The organism is Marinifilum flexuosum, assembly GCF_003610555.1.
GTDB lineage: Bacteria > Bacteroidota > Bacteroidia > Bacteroidales > Marinifilaceae > Marinifilum > Marinifilum flexuosum.
In genome coordinates this window covers 1,288,111-1,311,374 of the sequence record NZ_RAPQ01000008.1, presented here as the reverse complement: position 1 = coordinate 1,311,374, position 23,264 = coordinate 1,288,111, and the positions used below count along the sequence as shown (strand labels likewise).

Annotated in this window: 13 protein-coding genes; all 13 read left to right on the top strand. The window is 36.7% G+C overall.

Features of this window, described 5'->3' with window-relative positions:
* The first annotated feature begins 648 nt into the window (after positions 1-648).
* A complete protein-coding gene (locus BXY64_RS05515) occupies positions 649-3,810 on the top strand; it encodes a SusC/RagA family TonB-linked outer membrane protein (protein WP_120238914.1) in 3,162 nt (1,053 codons plus the stop codon).
* A 12-nt stretch (positions 3,811-3,822) separates the two neighbouring features.
* Positions 3,823-5,358, top strand: coding sequence for a RagB/SusD family nutrient uptake outer membrane protein (locus tag BXY64_RS05510; protein WP_120238913.1), 1,536 nt, complete (start codon positions 3,823-3,825; stop codon positions 5,356-5,358).
* 135 nt (positions 5,359-5,493) lie between these two features.
* A complete protein-coding gene (locus BXY64_RS05505) occupies positions 5,494-5,766 on the top strand; it encodes a LysO family transporter (RefSeq protein WP_120238912.1) in 273 nt (90 codons plus the stop codon).
* Between the two features lie 24 nt (positions 5,767-5,790).
* On the top strand, positions 5,791-6,396 hold the full coding sequence (locus tag BXY64_RS05500; protein WP_120238911.1) for a lysine exporter LysO family protein: 606 nt from the start codon (positions 5,791-5,793) through the stop codon (positions 6,394-6,396).
* Between the two features lie 19 nt (positions 6,397-6,415).
* A complete protein-coding gene (locus tag BXY64_RS05495) occupies positions 6,416-8,230 on the top strand; it encodes a M6 family metalloprotease domain-containing protein (RefSeq protein ID WP_120238910.1) in 1,815 nt (604 codons plus the stop codon).
* A 279-nt stretch (positions 8,231-8,509) separates the two neighbouring features.
* Entirely contained in the window at positions 8,510-9,892 is a 1,383-nt protein-coding gene (locus tag BXY64_RS05490) for an aminopeptidase P family protein (protein ID WP_120238909.1), read from the top strand.
* Between the two features lie 63 nt (positions 9,893-9,955).
* Complete coding sequence (locus BXY64_RS05485; protein WP_120238908.1) at positions 9,956-10,915, top strand: ornithine cyclodeaminase family protein; 960 nt, start codon at positions 9,956-9,958, stop codon at positions 10,913-10,915.
* A gap of 1 nt (position 10,916) precedes the next feature.
* On the top strand, positions 10,917-13,175 hold the full coding sequence (locus tag BXY64_RS05480) for a S9 family peptidase (protein ID WP_120238907.1): 2,259 nt from the start codon (positions 10,917-10,919) through the stop codon (positions 13,173-13,175).
* Positions 13,176-13,185: 10 nt separating this feature from the next.
* Complete coding sequence (locus tag BXY64_RS05475; protein ID WP_120238906.1) at positions 13,186-14,226, top strand: proline racemase family protein; 1,041 nt, start codon at positions 13,186-13,188, stop codon at positions 14,224-14,226.
* A 15-nt stretch (positions 14,227-14,241) separates the two neighbouring features.
* The gene (locus BXY64_RS05470; RefSeq protein ID WP_120238905.1) at positions 14,242-15,534 is read left to right on the top strand and encodes a S28 family serine protease; all 1,293 of its coding nucleotides are present in this window, start codon (positions 14,242-14,244) and stop codon (positions 15,532-15,534) included.
* A 143-nt stretch (positions 15,535-15,677) separates the two neighbouring features.
* Positions 15,678-17,306, top strand: coding sequence for a dipeptidase (locus tag BXY64_RS05465; protein ID WP_120238904.1), 1,629 nt, complete (start codon positions 15,678-15,680; stop codon positions 17,304-17,306).
* 141 nt (positions 17,307-17,447) lie between these two features.
* Positions 17,448-20,597 carry a glycoside hydrolase family 2 TIM barrel-domain containing protein gene (locus BXY64_RS05460; protein WP_120238903.1) on the top strand — a complete coding sequence of 1,050 codons (3,150 nt, stop codon included), beginning with the start codon at positions 17,448-17,450 and terminating at the stop codon, positions 20,595-20,597.
* 139 nt (positions 20,598-20,736) lie between these two features.
* On the top strand, positions 20,737-22,770 hold the full coding sequence (locus tag BXY64_RS05455; protein WP_120238902.1) for an MGH1-like glycoside hydrolase domain-containing protein: 2,034 nt from the start codon (positions 20,737-20,739) through the stop codon (positions 22,768-22,770).
* Positions 22,771-23,264: the final 494 nt, after the last annotated feature.

Below are 23,264 nucleotides of genomic sequence, written 5' to 3'. Positions count from 1 at the left end.
ATGCCCTTTTGCGAATGTAATTACAGCTTAAATATGTTCGTTTTCAATACATACTTACTTAAGGTCTAATTTTTTTTACTTTTTTTTCAATTCTATATTAACTCCATAAACATCAATAAAAACAAGGACTTCAGAAACAGAGATAAATTAAATCTCATAAAAAACTCATTATTTTATCACATACTAGTATGTACTGGTAGTGTTTTTTTATATATTTGCTGCAAAGGTTTTCATTAGAACCTAGAGATGGAATAAATGAAGTAGAATTTTAATTGTTCACACGTTAATGTTCATTCCCATGCAAACAACAACCGTTAGACTAGTATACAGACATTCTCATCGCGGATTATTCGAATGTCTTATTTGTTGATATCTCATCATATTATTGAAATAGCTACCAACTATTTCGATACCACCTCAAATTAAACCAATTAATTTATTTTAGAGAACTATTGGAGTAATACTACCGCGGTAGTATCTAGTATAATACATTAGATTGAAATTATGCACCAATAAGTTTTTGCCAAACGAAGAAATAAAGAAAACAGGGAAAGCTACCAACAATCCCTGTTATCAAATATTAATCGTTTGTTGTTCTAAACGCTTAAATAAAGAACAACAAAACTAACTTTTAACGCATCTAAATTTATGAAAAAAAATGCAAAAACTATTGTGCGGACTACATCCGTGCAAAAGGGCTTGGTTTCATGGATCATGAAACTTTGCATCCTGGCTGTTTTAGTTGGCCCTCAACCACTTCAAGCAGCTGGATCTATGAAAACCAATGCAATTCAACAAAACCAAAAAACCATTACAGGTAAGGTTGTTGATGAGCAAAATCTACCTTTAATCGGTGTTAACATTCTTGTAAAAGGAACCACTATTGGTACTGTAACCGACTTTGATGGTAATTTCCAGTTAGATGTTCCTGCGAATGGTGTTATCAAATTCTCATTCATTGGCTATGTAGATCAAGAAATTACAATTGGCAATGAAACTACCCTAAACATCGTTCTTAAAGAGGATGTCCAGGGTTTGAACGAGGTGGTTGTAGTGGGTTATGGAACTCAGAAAAAATCGGATTTAACTGGTGCTGTTGCATCTATAAAAGCCGAAGATTTGGCAAAAACTCCATCTTCTAATCCTGTTAATTCATTACAAGGAAAAGTTGCTGGGGTAACCATTACTAAATATGGTGGAGCTCCGGGTGCAGGTTCAAACATTACTATCCGAGGAATTGGTACCATTGGTAACAACAATCCATTGTACATTATTGATGGTTTACCTGGTTCAATGTCATTACTTAATCCTGATGACATTGCTTCCATTGAAGTTTTGAAAGATGGAGCTGCTGCTGCAATTTACGGTTCTCGAGCTGCCAATGGTGTGGTTTTAATCACAACAAAAAAAGGAAAAGCTGGTAAAGTAAATGTTGATTTTAATATGCATGTGGGATCTGTTAAGGCAATTGATCAATTGGATCTATTGGATTCTGAAGGATATGTAGCAGTTCATAAAATGATGTATGAAAATGCTGGTGAAACTGTTCCTGCTTATGCAACTGCCCCAATCACAGCTAATACAGATTGGCAAGATGAAGTTTCAAGAACAGCTATGCAACAATTCTATAATGTTAGCATTAATGGTGGTAACGATTTAGGTTACTACGGTATTTCTGGAAGTTGGAATGATGAAGAAGGAACTCTTATTGGAAGTAAATACCTTAAAAAGACTCTTCGTGCAAAACTTGGAATGGAAAAAGGTCGTTTAAAAGTAGATGCAAATATTTCATATGCAGAAACCAACTCTGAAGGTGCAAAATTCTCATTAAGGGATACTTATAATCTTACTCCGTTAATTACTCCTTTTGATGAAGATGGCAATGTACAGTTGACACATGGTGACATGCCTGCTAACGCGAATCCTTATGCAAATCACATCAATAAAAAAGGTGAAAAAGATTTACAATATTTCACTGCAAATATCACCGGCCGCCTTAAACTTACAGATTGGCTATCATATCAGGTGAACCTGGGTTTAATTAACAGTAACGATATCGAATGGAGTTATCACCCAAAATTCGAACGCAGTCCAAAAGATGGTGAAGATTGGATTTATTACGGTGAAGAACGCAATAATTATCGCTCACAGATCATGGAGCACTTGATCAACTTCAATAAAGATTTTGGAAAACACTCTGTAAGTGCTGTAGCTGGTTATACAGCCTCTAAAATCACTAACAATTGGATCGGTGCAAATGTTACAGGTAAAAAAACAGTATATTCTGCAGAAGGTAGTAATGTAATAACAAATGATATTCCAGCAGGTTTTCTTGATCCGAAATTCATGACCTTAAATGGTGGTGAAGGTGGTACCTATAGCGCCTCAGGTAGCAATAACAAATACACCCGTACATCGATTCTAGGTCGTGTAAATTATTCATTTGATAGCAAATACCTTGTACAAGTAACTGCTCGTCGCGACGGTTCTTCTAAATTTGGTAAAAATGAAAGATATGGAACATTCCCTTCATTCGCTTTAGGATGGAGAATTACCGAAGAAGATTTCATGTCATCATATGATTTTATCGACAATTTAAAATTGCGTGCTTCATGGGGTAAATTGGGTAATGAGATCACATTAGGATTGTATCAATATGAAACTTTAATTTACTCTGGAACCGGATCTAATACAGGCTATGTTAAAGGTACAGGAGCTAATCCTTGGACAGGAAGTACCACATGGGATGTAGCTAATCCTGACCTTAAATGGGAAACTACCATTTCTAAAAACTTAGGTTTGGATTTTGCGTTGTTCAATTCAAAAATTACTGGTACGGCAAACTATTACAATACTACAACTGAAGACATGTTGGTAGTTAATAAATTAGCTGGATCAGCAGGTATAAATGACCCAATCGTTAATGTGGGAGAGATTGAAAACAAAGGTTTTGAATTGGAACTGGGATATCACAAAAACCAAGGTGATTTCACTTTTAATATCAATGGTACGTTAACCTCCATAAAAAATGAAGTTCTAAGTCTTGCTGATACTGATCAATCACTATTTGGAGAAGGCTTGAAGTTTGGTACTTCTCACTTCCCAACTCAAACTAAGGTAGGTACTGAAATTGGTGCTTTCTACCTGTACCAGGCAGATGGAATCTTCCAGTCGATGGATGAGGTTAATGCTCATGTTAACTCTGAAGGCAAATTATTACAAAAATATGCTAAAGCTGGAGATATTCGTTTTAAAGATATGAACGGTGATGGAGTAATCGACCCTAAGGATAAAGTATATTCTGGAAGCGGGATTCCTGATTTCACTTACTCTTTAAGCTTTGATGCAAAATACAAAGGTTTTGACTTCTCTATGATGTTCTATGGTTCACACGGAAATGATTTGTATAATGGTAATCGCTACTATTTAGAAAACATGTCAGCGGGTCAGAACTTTCTTGCTACCACATTAAATGCCTGGACCGAAGATAATCGAAACACAAGTATGCCTAGAGCTGTTCTTGGTGATCCAAATGGTAATACTCGTGAATCTACAAGATATTTAGAGGATGGCTCTTTCTTGAGACTTAAAAATATCGAATTGGGATATACATTGCCTAAAGACGTGATTAGTAGAATTGGAATCACAAAGTGTAGAGTATATGTAAATGCTCAAAATATTTGGACAAGTACGGATTACTCTGGTATTGATCCTGAAGTAGGACGTGGAGGCGTACTAGATCAAGGTATTGATCGTAGCTTCTACCCAATCAACAAATCATTCTTTGCCGGAATTCAATTATCATTCTAAACAACAGAAAACATGAAAAAATTAATATATATACTTATTGCCTGTGTCTTAATTGGCTTCTCGTCATGTGATGATGATTTCATGGAGACGAAGTCACCAGACAAACTAACAAGTGATAACTTTTGGAGAAATGCTAATGATGCAGAAGCTGGGATGGCATCGGCATATTCTCACCTTGAATGTGCTACGGATTACTGGGGCTTTGCTGAGGTAAAGTTTCCTGTAGAATTGTACCCTTCTGATTTGGTAAGAATTGGTGGAGATGCATACAATTATGAAGATTGGTTAGCCATTTATAATTTTAATGTAAATTCTGCCAACACTCAAATTTCATCTTATTGGGATATCCATTACAGAGGTATCAATTTTACCAATCAAGTATTAGAAAATTTGATGGAAATGACCGAAGAGCAAATTGATGCTGCAAAAAAGAATGAATTGATTTCAGAGGCTCATTTTTTAAGAGGCTATTATCACTTCAAACTACTTCTTGCATGGGAAAAAATTGTTCTACGTGATAAATATCCAAAAAGCATACCTGAAACTCACAAGGCTTTAAGCGAAAGGTCAGCATGCTGGGATTTTATTATTACTGATTTTGAAGAAGCTACTAAAAATCTTCCTAGCTCTTACGATGCACAAAATGTTGGTAGAGCAACCAAATGGGCTGCTTTTGCATACCTTGGAAAAGCAAACCTTTTCCGAGCTGGAGAAGACAGCGCAAATGCAACTGAATATTACAAAGCTGCTAAAGCCGCTTTAGCTGAAGTTGTAGGTTCGAACAATTACTCATTGGCACCTAACTTCATAAGCATGTTTAATGGCACCAATCAAAACTCAAGCGAATCTGTTTTTGAATTACAGCTTTCGAACAATACCGATAACGGTGCATGGTTCAAGTTTCCACATCACAGATGGCTTAAGCCTAAAGGTTTAGGTGGTTGGGATGAAATAGCTGGTAGCGACTTCTTATTATCTGAGTTCAAAAAAGAAGGAAAAGTTGCATCCGACGGTCGTTACGATCACCGTTTATATGAAACTCTATTCTTCGACGATGAATATTTCAATGATTCAAATAATCCAAGAGTATATGGTTATACTTTCAAAGATTGGTGGGATTATACAAGTACAGCCTATGATTACACAGGGTTTAGAAAATATTTACCAGCTAGTTACGATGATCTTAGGGCTAAATCACATGGTAACAATATGCCATTAATGAGATACGCAGATGTATTGTTGATGTATGCAGAAGTTTTAAACGAATTAGGCGAAACATCAACGGCAATACCTCATATTAACAATGTAAGAGCTATACATGGTGAACTACCTGCTATGACAGGAAGTGATAAAGCTGCTGTTAGAGCTCAGATTGAACATGAAAGAATTTGTGAATTTGCTATGGAAGGATCGCGTTTCCACGACTTACGCCGATGGGGTAAACTAAACGAAACCATGGCTGCGAATGGAAGAACCGGAGTAACTGATGACTCACACTTCTTCCCGATTCCTGAATCAGAAGTAAACTCAAACAACGAAATAGAGTAGATTAGGTTAGTTAATTATTATTTATTAAATCAGAAGTGCCCTCCATTAGTTGAGGGCACTTCATTTGATTAACCAATCTAACATTACAATAAAATTTAATTAAATTCACCCCGAAGAACAAAAAGATTATTTATCATGATTACAGTTTTAGTATTAATGACCTTGGGTATAGGATTGGGTTTTTTCGTAGGGAAGTTTCCCAAAGTGATTAAAGGGGTTGACAAAATGACTACATGGTCAATTTATTTACTTCTGTTCCTATTAGGAATAGGGGTAGGATTAAATGAGAAAATCATAAACAATTTGCACACAATTGGGTTGCAAGCACTCATTCTAACTGTTGGTGCCATATTGGGTAGTTTGATTTTCGCATATATCACCTACAAACTATTTTTTAAAAGTAAATAAGCTAACAACAGAATAAATTTTGACATGAAGAACAGTCTTATCATACTTGGATTTTTTGCTTTAGGATTAGTTTTGGGATTAACAAGATTTCTTCCTAATGTTATTATGGAATCAGATTTTTCGTTATATGCCCTTTACTTACTAATGTTTTTAGTGGGTATTGGAATTGGTGCTGATCGATCGTCCTGGAGAGTAATTAAAGAAACCAACATTAAAATTATACTTGTCCCGCTATGTGTTATCATTGGATCATTGGTTGGGGTTGGAGCAATTTCAATATTTACTCCCGAAATTCAATTAAAAGAAGCCTTAGCCGTTGGTGCTGGTTTCGGATACTATAGTTTATCTTCTATATTCATTACTCAAATTAGCGGAGAAACACTAGGTGTAATCGCTCTGCTTTCTAATATTTTACGTGAAATAATAACCTTACTTGCTGTACCTATTTTTGTAAAGTACTTTGGCAAACTTGCCGGTATTGCTTCTGGTGGTGCAACAGCAATGGATACAACACTTCCGATCATCTCAAAATACACAGGAAAAGAGTGGGCAATTATTGCCATCTTTAGTGGGATTGTTCTTACAATTCTGGTTCCATTCCTTGTTCCTTTTATCTTGGAAGTGTTCTAATTAAATTAGAATTTAACCCATGTTCAAATACATAACCAACCTGATTTTTGTTCTTTTTCTATCAAATCTTATTTATGCCCAATCTGAAATCCCAACGGGAACTCCGGTTTGCAATGATCTCAAAACAATTATTCTAAACAATGGAGAAACTGTTGAGGCATTTTATAAAGGAGACAGTAGGTTGCATTGGATAGAAACCAAAGAAAAGTACATTTTCTCCCAATTTAATGGTCTGTACCTTTTTGGGAAAATAGTTAACAACGAAATAATCAATACTGAGATACTAGTCTCATTACAGAATATTACAAAATACAAATCGAAGCTAGAAGAATTACGTTTACACAACGAAACAGCATTATCTGTTCAAAAAAACAAAATTAAATCCCTTAAAACCATTGGCGGGGTTCCTTCAAAAGGCAAAATAAAGGTTGCTGTGCTACTTGTTGAATTTGCGGACCAATTACATACTCGCAGTAAAGAGAACATAGAAGCCATGTTTATGCAGGATGGACATAACGGTTATGCGAGCTTGCGTGAATATTATTTGAGAGCCAGTCATAATCAGCTAGACATACAATTTGAGGTATTTGGTTGGTATCAATCAGGATTGAAATTGGAAGAGGTTGCCGAAAACAAAGGTGGAAAACGAGCTGGTAAATTGGTGAAAAAAGCAGTTGAAAAAGCTAGGTCTGCAGGAGTTGACTTTACACCTTACGATAATGATGGAGATGGTGATGTAGATGCCGTAATGGTTATGCATGCAGGATTAGGGGCAGACCATTATGGACAAGAAGAGTACATTTGGCCAAGATCATGGTCATTGCAATATACTGTTGGGTTACCAATTACCATTAACGATACCAAAGTAAATGATTATGTAATTGCTTGCGAAATGCGTGAATATGACAACAAATGGGTAGATGCTGGTATTGGAACATTTGCTCACGAGTTTGGTCACGCTTTAGGCCTTCCTGACTTATATGATGGAACAGGAAAATCGAATGGATTAGGGCATTGGGCAATCATGTCAGCAGGCTCTTGGTTAAACAGAGGTTTTAAACCCTCTAATTTCTGTGCGTGGTCGCGTATTAAATTGGGCTGGGATGAACCTAAAATTATAAACTTCGATGACTATGGCAATTATTCCTTGAACTCCTCTAATGCAAATTTGAACGAGATTTATCGTATCAATACCACAAAAGATGGAGAATACTTCTTATTGGCAAATAAGAGAACCGAAGGGAATGATTTAGCCCAACCAACATCTGGTCTGGCTATTTATCACATTAATGATGATAAAGCAAATTTGAGATACGATGTAAATAGCGACAGAGACAATCCTGGAGTACGCTTAGAAGAAGCCGATTTTAATGTATCTTCAGGATTGTACAATGCTATGGACCGTGGTAAAGCCAGTGATCTTTTTCCAGGAACTACTAACAATAGAGAATTTGGTCCGGACTCAAATCCTAACTCAAACCTATTTAATGGTGAATATTCGGAAGTATGGATTCGTGATATAAAAGATGAGAATGGTGTAATTAGTTTTACTTTAAACCAAGTAACAGCAATAACACCTATCAACAAATCATCAGATTTGGTAGTATATCCAAATCCTGTAGTAGATTATATCAAAATAAAAGGATTACAAAATGAACTTTCAAATGCTAAAATTGAAATTTACAATTCAAATGGCTGCAAATTGTATGATAAAAAGCTGAATTCTTTTCAAACAGAAGAGCAGATAAATCTTCAGTTTTTAGCTAAAGGTCCTTATGTAATAAAAGTGATTGCAACGAATAAAGTTTATTCCAAAAAAATATTAAAATTATAACTGATTAATAATTATTTAATCAGTTATAGTTTTTTCGATTTTAAAATAATTATTAGCGTTTTTTTTCTAAATTTACCCAAGACAAATTCAATTGTATGTTCTTATTCAACGACTACATAACACGCTACAATGATTCGTACAAAGGATTGTACGAATGCTGGATTTGTTAATTCCTCCCCTCTGCAAGAACATTTCAGATCTTTTTTATCAACAATTTATGTCTTCTATTGGAATAACTATATCCTTTAGAATTTAATAAAACACCATAAACCCAATCTTATGTTTACGAAAGAAACTTATCAAAAACGTAGAGAATTATTAAAATCAACGGTAAAATCAGGCATTCTTCTATTTTTAGGAAATGACGAATGCGGAATGAATTATGCTGATAACACTTACCATTACCGACAAGACAGTACATTCTTGTACTTCTTTGGATCTGATTATGCTGGATTAAATGCAATAATCGACATCGATGAAAATCGAGAAATTATTTTCGGAGATGAACTAAGCATCGATCACATTGTTTGGATGGGAACCCAACCAACCATTAAAGAAAAAAGTGAAGCTGTAGGCATTTATGAAACAGCTCCTTCTGGTCAGTTACAGGACTATCTAAGCAAGGCTAGCTCTCAAGGCAGAAAAGTACATTACTTGCCTCCTTATCGCCCTGAACATCAAGTTAAATTGCTTAACTGGTTAAATATCCATCCAAATCAAGCGGTAGAGAACTCATCGGCAGAATTTGTTCAGGCAGTAGTAAATCAAAGAAATTATAAATCTGAAGAAGAAATCATTCAGATTGAAGAAGCAGTAAACATTACGGCTGAAATGCACCTTACTGCCATGAGAATGGCTAAACCTGGAATGAAAGAATCGGAAATTGCTGCTGCAGTACAAGAAGTTGCAATTAGAGCCGGAGGACAGCTTTCATTTCCAACCATTGCTACAATAAATGGACAAACCCTTCACAATCACTATCACGGGAACACAATTAAGAGTGGCGATATGCTTTTAATTGATTGTGGTGCTGAAAATGGTATGCATTACGCTGGAGACATGTCGAGCACCTTCCCTGTGAGCAAAACTTTCACAGAACGTCAAAGAGAAATTTATCAAATCGCATTAAATGCACATGAAGCTGCCATTGCAGAACTAAGACCAGGTGTTCGATTTAAAGATGTACACTTGAAAGCTTGTAAAACCATTGCTGAAGGAATGAAACAAATGGGTTTCATGAAAGGGGATATGGATGAAGCTGTTCAGCAAGGTGCACATGCTTTATTTTTCCAATGTGGACTTGGACATATGATGGGCTTGGATGTTCACGATATGGAAAATCTTGGAGAAGTATATGTAGGTTACAATGGCGAAGCAAAAAGCACTCAGTTTGGTTTAAAATCATTGCGACTGGGAAGAGAACTAGAAGCTGGATTCGTTTTGACAATCGAACCGGGAATCTATTTTATTCCTGAATTGATTGATAGATGGAAAGCTGAAAAGAAATTCACCGATTTTATCAATTACGATAAAGTAGAACAATATAAAGATTTTGGAGGCTTAAGAAATGAAGAAGATTTCTTAATTACCAATGATGGAGCCCGTCTTTTAGGTAAGCCTATTCCAAAAACCATTGAAGATGTAGAATCTCAAAGATCATAGTTAGTTTTTGTTTCCATCAGGAGGGTGAGAACTTTAAAACTCCCCTCCGCCATTTTTGAATCCATGCTAATTCTCAACCAAAAACAAATAGAAAGCTTACTCTCAAGAAGTGAGGTTCTGGAAGCAATAGAAAAGGCTTTTAATGTATTTCATGAAGGCAATTTTAATATGCCAGATAGAATGCATGCACACTATGATGACATCACCTTATTGTTGATGCCATGTTTCACAAGTCAGTATTTCGGCACAAAATTGGTTAGTGTAAATCCCAAAAATCAAACTATTGGAAAACCTTCCATTTATGGAAACATGATTTTAAATGATTCCGAAACAGGTGAACCGTTGGCTTTATTGAATGGAGCAGCATTAACAGCAATAAGAACCGGTGCTGTTGGAGCAACTGGCATGAAGTACATCAGTAAAGAATCATCCGAAAGTGTTGGAATTATTGGAACAGGAACTCAAGGATTTACTCAAGCATTATTTGCTTGTACCGTGCGTCCCATAAAAAAAATCAATGTATTTGATTTGGATGATAAGAAGCTAACTGAATTCATTAATAAACTTCAAAAGAAATTACCTGAAATAGAATTTAATGGTATGAATTCATCTGAAGAGTTAGTCAAAAAATCAGATATCATTGTTTGTGCGACAAGCTCAGAAAACCCTGTAATTCCCAATGATCGGAACTTACTTAAAGACAAATGTTTTATTGGGATAGGATCATACAAACCAAACATGAGAGAATTCCCTGATGCTCTGTTTTCACAAATTACAAAGGTATGGGTGGATACTCCTTTTGCAGCAAAAGAAAGTGGAGATATCGCAACGCCTCTGGAAAATAATCTCTTGCAGGAAAACCAGGTGAACACCATTAGTAATTTGATTGCTAACAAGCAATATGACCAAACCGGAACTACCTTTTTTAAATCAGTAGGAATGGCACTGTTTGATGTCGTTGTAGCTGAATATTTGTACAAAAAAGCAATTAAAGAAAATATCGGAACCCAAGCAGACTTATAAAATGAAACGAACTCCATACATACTCCTATTCGTTATAATCCTTAGCTCATGCAAATTATTTGCCCAAGGAGAGCTAAAAAATTACCAGGAAGCTGAAAAATGGCTTTGGAACAATATCGAAAGTAAAATTTACAATAGCAATATATATCCCAATTGGATTGGAAAGGGTGATTCCCTTTGGTACAGTACAAAAACTAGAAAAGGTACAGAATACTTTCTTGTTGATATTAAAAACAAAAAACAAAAAGAGCTTTTCGATCACCAAAAAATGAGCGAGATCCTTAGCTCATACACTGGTAAAGAATTAAAAAGCTACGGATTAAAATTAAAAAACATCAAACTCAAAAATCAAAAAGAACTTGATTTTAAATTGGATACCTTCTTACTGTCAGTTGATTTAGTATCCTATAATGTTTCGAAAAGAGATAAACCAAAGAAATACACGAGTCAAGAATTGGTATCGCCAGACAAGGAAAAAATAGCGTTTATTAAAGATTACAATCTATTTCTTAAATCTGGCGATGAGAAAAAGCAGTTGAGCACAGATGGCAATGAAGAATTGAGTTATGGAACCTCCATTTCCTGGTACTTTGTTCGAAATGAGAGCAAGAATCAACAAATGGAATACGAGATTGATGCCTATTGGTCTCCTGATTCAAGATACTTGATATGCACAAAGTACAATCGCAAGCATACGCAAAAGCTTTTCATGTATCAATCTAAACCAAAAGATGGATTTAGAGCGGAAGTTTATTCTTATGAAAGACCCATTGCCGGCGACAAAGACCTTACCAGAGTATCGTATGTAATTTTTGATACGGAAACAGGCAAAACAATTGATTGCGATCTTCCTGAAAATGCAACTTTTCTGGAGTATGGCTTTCAATGGAAATCGAACACAAAAGCCTATACTTTAAGATACTATCGTGGATATCAAAAAAGAGAATTGATAGAGGTAGATGTGGAAACTGGTAAAAGCAGAACAATTGTTTCAGAAACAGCTGATACCTATGTCGATCCAAACATGCACATCTATAAAGTAAATAAAGATACGGATGATGTAATTTGGTCATCTGAGAAAGATGGTTGGCACCATATTTACCGATACGATTATGCAAGTGGTGAGTTAAAAAACCAAATTACGAAGGGTGAATTTGTTGTAAGGGAAATCTGCAAAGTAGACTATAAAAAGAAGAAAATCTACTTCAGAGCAAATGGAAATGAAAAAGGAGATCCTTACTACACTTACCTCTACTCTATCAATTTTGATGGAAATGGCATGAAATTGTTATCACCTGAAAATGCCTACCATACTTGTAACATAAGCCCTAATGGCAAATACATATTCGACAATTACTCTCGTGTAGATCTTCCGGATCACTTTGTGGTTAGAAGTGCTAAAAATGGCAAAACTGTAATAAATGTTGCCAAAACAGACATTGAGGACATTATTAAAATGGGTTGGAAAGCACCTGAAGTTTACACGGTAAAAGGTAGAGATAATGAAACCGATATTTATGGTGTAATTTTTAGACCATTCAAATTAGATGCTTCAATATCTTATCCGGTTATTGATGGCACCTATTCAGGACCACAAACCATTCGAACACCTAAAACTTTCCGTCGTGGATTAATCAACATGGATGTTCCCATGGCACAAATTGGTTTTGTTGTAGTTACAGTTGATGGATTGGGTTCTGCTTTTAGATCGAAAAAATTCCACGATGTTTCCTATAAAAACCTGGGTGATATCGGTGCACCAGATCATATCAAAGCAATCAAAGATCTTGCTAAAAAATATCCATACATGGATGTAAATAATGTTGGAATTTACGGACACTCTGCAGGAGGTTATGATGCTACACATGCACTATTAACTCATCCTGATTTTTATAAAGTTGGTGTATCCTCAGCAGGAAATCACGACCACAGAAGTGCAAAAGCATGGTGGCCTGAATTGTACATGGGATTCCCGGCTGAAAAGCACTATGACGAACAATCAAACTTCTTTTTGGCTGATAAACTAGAAGGAAAACTGTTGATGGTTCATGGGAATATGGACAATAATGTGAACCCTGCAGCTTCAATTCGTATGGCTGATGAATTTATTAAAGCGAATAAGGATTTTGAATTAATTCTGCTTCCTGGTAAGGATCATGGTACTTGCTACTATGACAAATATTTTATTCGCAAGCGTTGGGACTTCTTTGTAAATTACCTGATGCACAAACAAGCGCCAAAAGAATTCAAAATCAACTAATCAATTGGCTATGAAAATTACAGATAACTGGAACTGGAAAGCCCCGGAAGATTGGTTAAAAATCAAAACCATTGATCTTCATACCGGAGGTGAACCTTTAAGAGTTTATACAAGTGGACTTCCTGAAATAAAAGGAAATACCATACTGGAAAAGAGAAGGTATTTTAGAGATCATTTTGATTACATCAGAACGGGAACCATGTGGGAACCTCGCGGACATGCAGATATGTATGGAGCGATTATTACTGAAGCTACTACCGAGGATGGTGATTTTGGAACTTTCTTTTTACACAACGAAGGATACAGCACCATGTGCGGTCACGCAATGATTGCCTTGGTAACATTGGTTCTGGATACAGGCATGATTGTTCGTGAAGAACAAAATCCAACGATTAAAATTGATGCTCCTCCGGGAAGAATTACCTGTAAAGCATTCAGAAAGAATGGGAAAGTTGAAAAAGTTTCTTTTCAAAATGTTCCTTCTTTTATGCCTTTAAAAGATCAAATTGTTGATGTTCCGGAAATTGGAAAGGTAAAGTTTGATATTGGTTATGGTGGAGCTTTTTATGCCTATGTACAAGCCGAAGACTTAGGATTAAAATTAGACGAAACGGATTATAACCGATTAATTGATTACGGCAGAAAAATCAAATATGCTGTAATGGATCAGTTTGAAATCAAGCATCCGGTAGAAGAGGATTTGAGTTTCTTGTACGGAACAATTTTTATTGGCGAAGCCAAAGATCCTAATCACCATACTAGAAATGTATGCATTTTCGCTGAAGGAGAAGTTGATCGATCATCAACAGGATCGGGTGTTAGCGGACGAGCTGCCATACATTATGCCAAAGGTGAACTGAAGCAAGATGAAGAAATTATCATCGAAAGTATTTTAGGTACTTGCATGAGTGTAAAAGTGGTTGAATGCTGCGATTATGAAGGAATTGATGCAATCATTCCTGAAGTAAGTGGTACAGCTTCGATTACCGGACAAAATGAATTCTATTTCGATCCAAATGATCCATTAAAGGATGGATTTATTTTCAGATAAAAACAAAATCTAATCATGAATAAACTAAGCACTAAAATTATCTCTCTTCTTTTTGTACTAAGCATTGGACTTGCTGCTTGTACTCAACCTTTAACATTGGAAGAGAAACTAAATCAAATTCCTGATGTAACAGTTCAAAAAATTACCGGCGATACAACATATGCCGAATACTATGAATTGTATTTCACTCAACCTTTGGATCATGAAAATCCTGAAGCCGGAACATTTAAACAAAGAGTGCTATTGGGGCATCATGCCATTGAAAAACCAATGGTTGTTGAGATTCAGGGTTATAATATCTGGACAGAAAAAGCTGGTGAATTGAGCAAACTTTTAAATGCCAATCAATTGACCATTGAGCATAGATATTTTAAGAATTCAATGCCTGATAGCCTGGATTGGAAATATTTAAATATCAAGCAAGCCGCAGCGGATCAACACAAAGTAATACAAGCATTAAAGAAAATTTACAAGAACAAATGGATTACTACGGGTATTAGTAAAGGTGGACAAACAACCATTTACCACCGCTTTTTCTACCCAAATGATGTTGATGTAAGTGTTCCTTATGTAGCTCCTCAGAATTTAGCAAGAGAAGACAAGAGAATACACAAACACCTGGCAACAGTTGGCAGCAAGGAATGCAGAGATAAGATTTACCAGTTCCAATTGGCTTGTTTTAAAAACAAGAAAGAGCTTCTTCCTCTAGCAAAAACTCATGCTGAAAAGAAAGGATATTCATTTTCAATGGGATTGAAAAAGGCTCTTGACCTTGCCATTTTGGAATACTCTTTTGCTTTCTGGCAATGGGGAGGTACGAAGAGTGAAGATATTCCATCTCCTGATGCAAAAGCTCAGGATTTATTTAAGCATTTGGTTCGTGTTTCAGGCATGGATTTCTTCGATGAGATTAGCTTGAAACCAAGTTTGGCTTTCTACCACCAGGCACTTACCGAAATTGGAATGTACAGTTATGAAGTAGCTCCATTTAAACCATACATTAACTATGAGAAGGACTTAACATTCGATCATGTATTTCCTAATGAACCAATCAGGAAATTCAATCCAGAATCGATGATTCAAGTGAATAAATGGTTACAAACTGATGCTGAAAAAATGCTTTTCATTTATGGTGAATGGGATACATGGTCGGCTACGGCAGTTGATCTAAAAGACAATACAAAGTGTAAAAAGTTTGTAAACCCGGAAGGATCTCATGGAACTCGAATCCGTAATTTCCCTGCTGAGATGAAAACTGAAATTATCAGAACCTTGGAAGAGTGGTTGGAAATGCCAATCGAGAATTAATAATGAATAATTAGTAATGAGTAATTAAAACACTCCCCTTTATCCCCTCTCAAGAGGGGAGTTGGAACTACAAAATTTAGTAGTCACAAGTCCTATATTCAAGGTGGGCAACTGGGGATGTAAAAAACAAAAACTCAATTCTTATGAAAAAACTAGTTTTGCTTACAATCTTAGCTTGCCTGACTTTACCAAAGAGTCATGCTTGCACCGATATTGTAGCGGGCAAAAAAGCTACAGTTGATGGTTCTGTAATTACATCTCACACCTATGGAGGAAATGATACCAGAATTAGAGTAGTTCATGGGCGAAAGTTTCCTACAGGATCAAAAACTCCTGTTTATTATGGATTACAGGAAATCAACGGTGGGTTGGAAGAATATGGTGAAATACTTGGCTATATCCCACAAGTTCGACAAACTTATACTTACTTTCATTCTGCTTACTCTCACATGAATGAGTTTCAGCTGGCTATTGCGGAAAGTACTTTAAGTCAGAAGAAAGAGTTGCAGGTCGACAGAGAATCCGGTAAGCAAATTATGACTGTTGAGCAGGCTCAGATTTTTGCCCTGCAAAGATGTAAAACTGCACGTGAAGCCATCAAACTAATCACTTCACTAATGGAGGAATATGGATTCTTGCCATCATGTGGACCTGAATCAGAAGCATTATGCATAGCAGACCCGAATGAAGTTTGGGTACTTGAAATTGTGGCTGTAGGTAAAGATTGGGAACCAAACTCAGGTAAATCAGGAGCAATTTGGGCTGCGCAAAGAGTTCCGGATGATCACATTGCCATTGTTCCTAACTGGAGTATCATTAAAGAGATCGATTTAAGCAAACCTGAATGGTTTATGGCTTCAAAGAATTACAAGCAAGTTGCTATCGATCATGCTTGGTACAATCCAAAATCGGGCAAACCATTTATTTGGCAAGAGGCATACAGCCCTACCCTTCGTGAATGGTCGAGCGGAAGATTTTGGTTGTTCTACTCTAAATATGCTCCAAATTTTAAAGAATGGCCAAACAGAAAGTTAAGTGATCCTTTTAAAGGGCAAGATGCTTACCACCAATATGTAGAAGACATTTCCATGTATCCTTTTTCGGTTAAACCGGAGAAAAAGGTTTCTGTTCAGGATATCATGGAATTTCAACGTTCAACTTTTGAGGGAACCATTTACGATAAAACATCTGATCCTGATTGGTATGTTCCAAGCAAGGATGGCAAGTTGATTAAAAGTCCATTAACAACACCTTTCCCAACCAAGGCAATGCGTGAACTACTGGATATTACCAATCGTAGAAATGTATCGAAAGGGAATTATGGTATGATTTGTCAGTTGAGATCCTGGTTGCCAGATCCAATTGGTGGAATTTACTGGGTATTTCAGGATAACCAGTACACTTCACCTTATGTGCCAATCTACTGCGGAACACAAGAGATTCACGAATCTTACAAAATTTATGATCCAAATCAATATGATCCAAGATCGGCACGTTGGGCAATTGATTTTGTAGACAACCTGCTTTATTTAAGATGGCAGGATGCGGTTGAAGATCTGTTTACAATGAGAGAACCTTTGCAAGCTGATTTTTTCAATCAGATTGAAGAAAACGACAAACAAGCACAAAAACTATACGATAAAAGCCCTAAAAAGGCGAAGGAATTCCTGACTAAAAAGTGTCATGAAAACATGCAAAAAGTGTTGGATGTATACAATGAAATCAGGAATACATTAATTACTAAATACACAAACAACAAACAAGGATCGTAAAGATCCAAACAGGAAGAAAAGAGAAATCCGGCAGGGTTGTGGTGATTGTTTGCCGGACTCTCTTTTCAACCAAAACACAAACAAGAACATTTAAACTAAATAATTAGCAATTCTAAATTTGACTTGATTTTTGAATTAATCATGAGAACACTTTTAACAATTATGCTTCTTCTCTTCTACCAGGGCATTTATGCTCAAGAGAACGGCAAACAGAACGACTGGGAAAATCCAGAGATTGTTGGTATCCACAAAGAGCAAGCAAGAGCATCTTTCTATGCTTACAGAACCGAAAACAAAGCCATTCAAAATAGTAAAGCCAATTCGAACTATTTTATCAATTTAAATGGCACATGGAAATTTAATTGGGTAAGAAAACCTGCCGATCGTCCGGTAGATTTTTACAAAACCAACTACGACGTATCAAAATGGAATGATATTAAAGTTCCTGCACATTGGGAGCTGGAAGGATATGGAGTGCCAATCTACACTGATGTTTCCTATCCTTTTCCAAACAACGAACCATACATTCCTCACGATTACAATCCGGTAGGATCGTACAAGAGAAACTTTAGCATTCCGAAAAACTGGAAAGGTCAGGAAATCTATATTCACTTTGGTGGAGTTCGTTCTGCTGCATACGTATGGGTAAATGGCAAAAAAGTTGGATATACACAAGGAAGTAAAACACCAGCAGAATTTAACCTTACCAAATACGTAAAACCAGGCAAAAACCAGTTGGCGGTTGAAATTTATCGCTTTAGCGATGGAAGTTACCTTGAAGATCAGGATTATTGGAAAGTAAGTGGTTTTGAGCGTGATGTATATCTGTATGCCAGACCTAAAACCCACATCAGAGATTTCTTTGTGCAAGCAGGATTGGATGATACCTATACAGATGGGGAGTTTTCTTTAAATGTTAAAGTAAACCAAATTGCAAATAAAGGTGCCAACAGATCTGTACAGGTAAAAGTTTTGGATGGAAAGAAAGAAGTTATCAACTTGAAATCAAACAGCAAGTTAGCACAAGGTGATAATGATTTTATTTTCTCAAAAACAATTCCAAATGTGCGCAAATGGACTGCTGAGACGCCTAATCTTTATACCCTTCAAATCGAATTGAAATCAGGCAATAAAACCATTGAGGTAATTCGTAGAAAAATTGGTTTCCGCACCAGTGAAATCAAAGACGGATTGCTACAGATTAATGGTGTGCCGATTACAGTTCGCGGTGTAAATCGCCATGAGCATGATATGGATAATGGTAGAGTGATAACTGAAGAATCGATGATTCAGGACATTCTATTGATGAAGCAATTCAATATCAATTCTGTTCGTAACTCTCACTATCCAAATCGTGAGCGTTGGTACGAGCTATGTGATGAATATGGATTGTACATGATTGACGAAGCAAATATTGAGGCTCATGGTTGCGAACCATACAACAAAGAAAAAACATTGGCCGATAAGCCGCATTGGAAAAAAGCATTCATGGACAGAACCGTTTCAATGGTGGAACGTGACAAAAACCATGCATCCATTATCATTTGGTCATTAGGAAATGAAACCGGAAGAGGCCGTAACTTCCATGCCACATACAAGTGGATTAAAGAGAGAGATGATAGCCGTCCTGTTCAATCGGAAGATTCAGGCAGAGAGTTTAATACTGATATCTTCTGCCCAATGTACGATCGCATGTGGGAAATGATTAAATATGTGGAGTATGTACAGAAAAGACCTTTAATTCAATGTGAGTATGCCCATGCCATGGGAAATAGCGTTGGGAACCTGAAAGATTACTGGGATTTAATTTACAAGCACCGCCAGTTACAAGGTGGATTCATTTGGGATTGGGTTGATCAAACCTTTAGAAAAACAAATGAAAAAGGTGATACCATTTTTGGCTATGGCGGCGATATGGGAGTTTACAAAGTTCAAAACGATTCTAACTTCTGTGCCAACGGATTGGTAAGTGCCGACAGAAAACTTCACCCTCACATTTGGGAGGTTAAGAAAGTATATCAACCCATTGCAATAAAAAAAGTTGATCATTCTGCAAACCAATTTGAACTGATCAACCGATATGATTTTATCAGCCTGGATGATGTTGAGATTACCTGGACTCTGAAAGAAGATGCCACAGAAATTGCAAATGGAACGGTAGACTCTAAAGACTTAGCTGCTCATCAAAGCAGAAGGTTTAGTATTGAAATTACTGACATTAAGGCCAAGGCAGGTAAGGAATATTTCTTGCTGTTCGAAGCGCATAGCGCTGTTGAACAACCAATGGTTCCTAAAGGACACCGAATTGCATGGGAACAATTCCAGCTGCCAATTCATAAGGAGGTAACAGCTATTGAAGCAAATCAATTGTCTGCACTTACACTGAACGAAGATCAGAATGAGATTAAGATCGATGCTAAAGGATTTAAACTTCGTATTTCGAAATCAAACGGAAGTTTAAACTCTTATAAAATAGATGGAACAGAATTGATTGAAAAAGATTTGGAACCTTTCTTCTGGCGTGCGGTTACCGATAATGACTTAGGGAATGGTACCCCAGCCAGATGCAAGGTCTGGAAGACAGCTGGAGAAAAGCGTGAATTGCTTTCCATTGAAACCAATCAAATTTCAGCACAACAAATCGAGGTGATCGTAAAATACAATTTACCAACAGCTTCTAGCAGCTACAAAACGAAATATCTGGTATCAGGTAATGGCGATGTTGAAATCGAAAACACTTTCGTTCCAAATTCAAATGATCTACCTATGATACCACGTTTGGGAATGCAAATGCAGCTGCCAAAAGAGTTTTCGAACATCGAATGGTTTGGCCGTGGACCACAAGAAAGTATGTGGGACAGAAAATCAGGTGCGATGCTTGATCATTACAAAGGAACAGTTTGGGAACAATATCACCCATATGTTCGTCCGCAGGAAACAGGTAATAAAACCGATCTTCGCTGGATAGCACTTACCAACAAAGATGGTAAAGGTTTAATGGCTATTGGAGCTCCATTACTATCAGGTTCGGCTCTAGGATTCGATTATAAAGAGTTGTATCATGGTGGAAAGGACAAACCAAACAAACATGGTAATGCAATCAAACAAGGAGATGTAATTAGTTTTCAGATTGACTACAAGCAAATGGGTGTTGGTGGCGATAACTCTTGGGGCGCTCCTGTTCATGCAGAATATTGTATTCCTTCTCAACCATATCAGTACAGTTTTATCCTTCGTCCGATTAATGGGGAAAAGGATTTAAATGAATTGAGTAAGACGAGAGTAAAATAAATTACACTCCCCTTTATCCCCTCTTGAGAGGGGAATTTGGACAACAATATTTAGTAGTCACAAGTCCCCCTTTCAAGGGGGATACAGGGGGATGTTAATAAAAAACTTAATCACCGAAAAGAGATAAACAATAGATACTATGAAATTCATACACATCAGTTTAATTGCAGCAATACTTTCGTTCTCTTCCTGCGCTCAAAAAAAGCAAGAGAAGAAAGATAATGCAGCAATAGATCTACAAGAAAAATATACCAATGTACTCAACATACAAGGAGTACCTGCAAAACAATACGATTTAAAACCATTTGGATTCTCGGATATGGGAGCCTGGCATGGATATGCTTTGCCTCATCAGGACAGTACTGCCTACTATGGTGGTTTTGCCGGACCTTTGAGCATGAAAATGTGGGGACAATGGTTGGGTAAGAATCTATGCCAGTTGGTTTTGACCGATGCCAATACAAATCAAGAAATTGATTTGAGCAAAGCAAAGGCCGAAATGAATTACAAACCAGGTAAGTTGCAGCAAAAATTGCAATTACAGGACATTACAATCAATATTCAGCTTGTATTTGCCAGCAACAGAACTTCTCTTATCCAAACATCCATAAGCAATAATTCCAATAAGGATATGCAGCTTAAAGTGGGTTGGAAAGGAGAATTGTTCGAGAAAGAATTACAATTGGCAAAAAGCACCAATGGTGTCCAGGTAAATTACAAAAAGAGCGATGAAATCTTCTTAATGCAAACTCACCTACCAAATGAAGTTAGCGTTGCCAAAAACAAGCTTTCCTATCAAATGAATCTTAGAGAAAATCAATTGGTAAAAGCTGGTCAGAAAAGTGAAATTAGCATGCTTCATTCCCATTATTTTAATGAGAAAGAAGCTATGGCAGAAGGAAAACTGCTAAGCCTATGGCTGAAAGATCCACAAGATGTTTTCTCACAAAACAAATCGCGTTGGAACGGATATTTAAGCAAAGCTTTGGATAGCAAGAACCCATTATTAGATAAAGATGTAAACCAACAGCTTGCTGTAAAATGTGTACAAACCTTACTGACCAATTGGCGTTCTCCTGCTGGCGATTTGCAACACGATGGTGTATTTCCATCGGCTGCATATCAAGGGTTTTACGGTTTCTGGTCGTGGGATAGCTGGAAACAAGCGGTAGCATTGGTTCGCTTTAATCCAGAATTGGCCAAGAGCAATATTCTATCGATGTTCCAGTATCAGGATGAGATGGGAATGGTAGCTGATTGTGTGTATTTCGATCCGAAAGAAAACAACTGGCGCGACACCAAAGCTCCATTGGCAGCCTGGGCTGTATTAGAAATCTACAAGCGTACCAACGACTTGGATTTCGTGCGTGAAATGTATCCTAAATTGGTAAAATATCACAAATGGTGGTACCAATATCGCGATCACGACCAGAATGGTTTGTGTGAATATGGTTCGACCGATGGAACATTGATTGCTGCAAAATGGGAAAGCGGAATGGACAATGCCGTTCGTTTCGATGATGCAAAAATGCTAAAGAATAACGATAATGGATGGTCGATGGATCAGGAATCAGTTGATTTGAATGCCTACTTGTTTGCAGAAAAAGAACAGTTGGCTGAACTGGCTGATCTTTTAGGAGAAACAGAAGATACCAAAGCATTTACCAAGTCAGCTAAAGCACTAAAAGAAAGAATTGTAAAAGACTTCTACGATGCCAAAGAGGGGTTCTTTTACGACAGGGCAATTAAAACAGGAAAACTGCTAACCGTACAACAAGGACCAGAAGGATGGATTCCTTTGTATACGAATATCGCAAACCAGGAGCAGGCAAAGGGCGTTAAAAACTTACTAACAGATAGTACAAAATTCGCAACCAAAGTGCCCTTTCCTACCCTGGTTGCCGATCATCACAAGTTTAATCCTTTAAAAGGATACTGGCGAGGTCCGGTGTGGTTAGATCAGGCGTATTTTGGTGTACAGGCATTGAAAAACTATGGCTACAAGCAAGATGCCGATGCATTGACTCAAAAATTGATTAAGAATGCAGAAGGCTTATTGCAGGATGCTCCTATCCGCGAAAACTATCATCCAATTACGGGTAAAGGATTAAATGCCAATCATTTTTCATGGTCGGCAGCACATTATCTACTATTGCTAACAGACGAAATTTAACCTGCATTATTCATCAAAATTTGTCGCGATGAATACAAAATGCAGGTTACCCCGATATAGCTGAGCCGAATTTTGTGAAGCAAAATTGGTTGCGAAATTTAATCGCTGCCTGCGGAAGAGAAAATTCTTTTGAATTTTCTGGGTAAAACACAACAACAACAAACACCGCTCAATTTTATTGAGCACATCTAGTTTTTCATTAGTTAATAGTTGAACACCTTGACTTCCCTATGGGAGGTTGAGGTGTTTTTGTATGTCGCATTTCCACTTAAACCGCTTTAATATTATTCATTGACACATATTTTATATTCAACCTAAAACTACAAAACAATAAACACTAATACACAAGCCAAACCTATATTAACACATAGCTACCTAACACTAAAATATAAGCCAATACAGCCTCTTAGAGCTTATTTTCTGATCTTTAAATCACAGCCACAGATCACTATCATATTAAAACAACTTCAACAAATTAACTAAAAATATTTTGT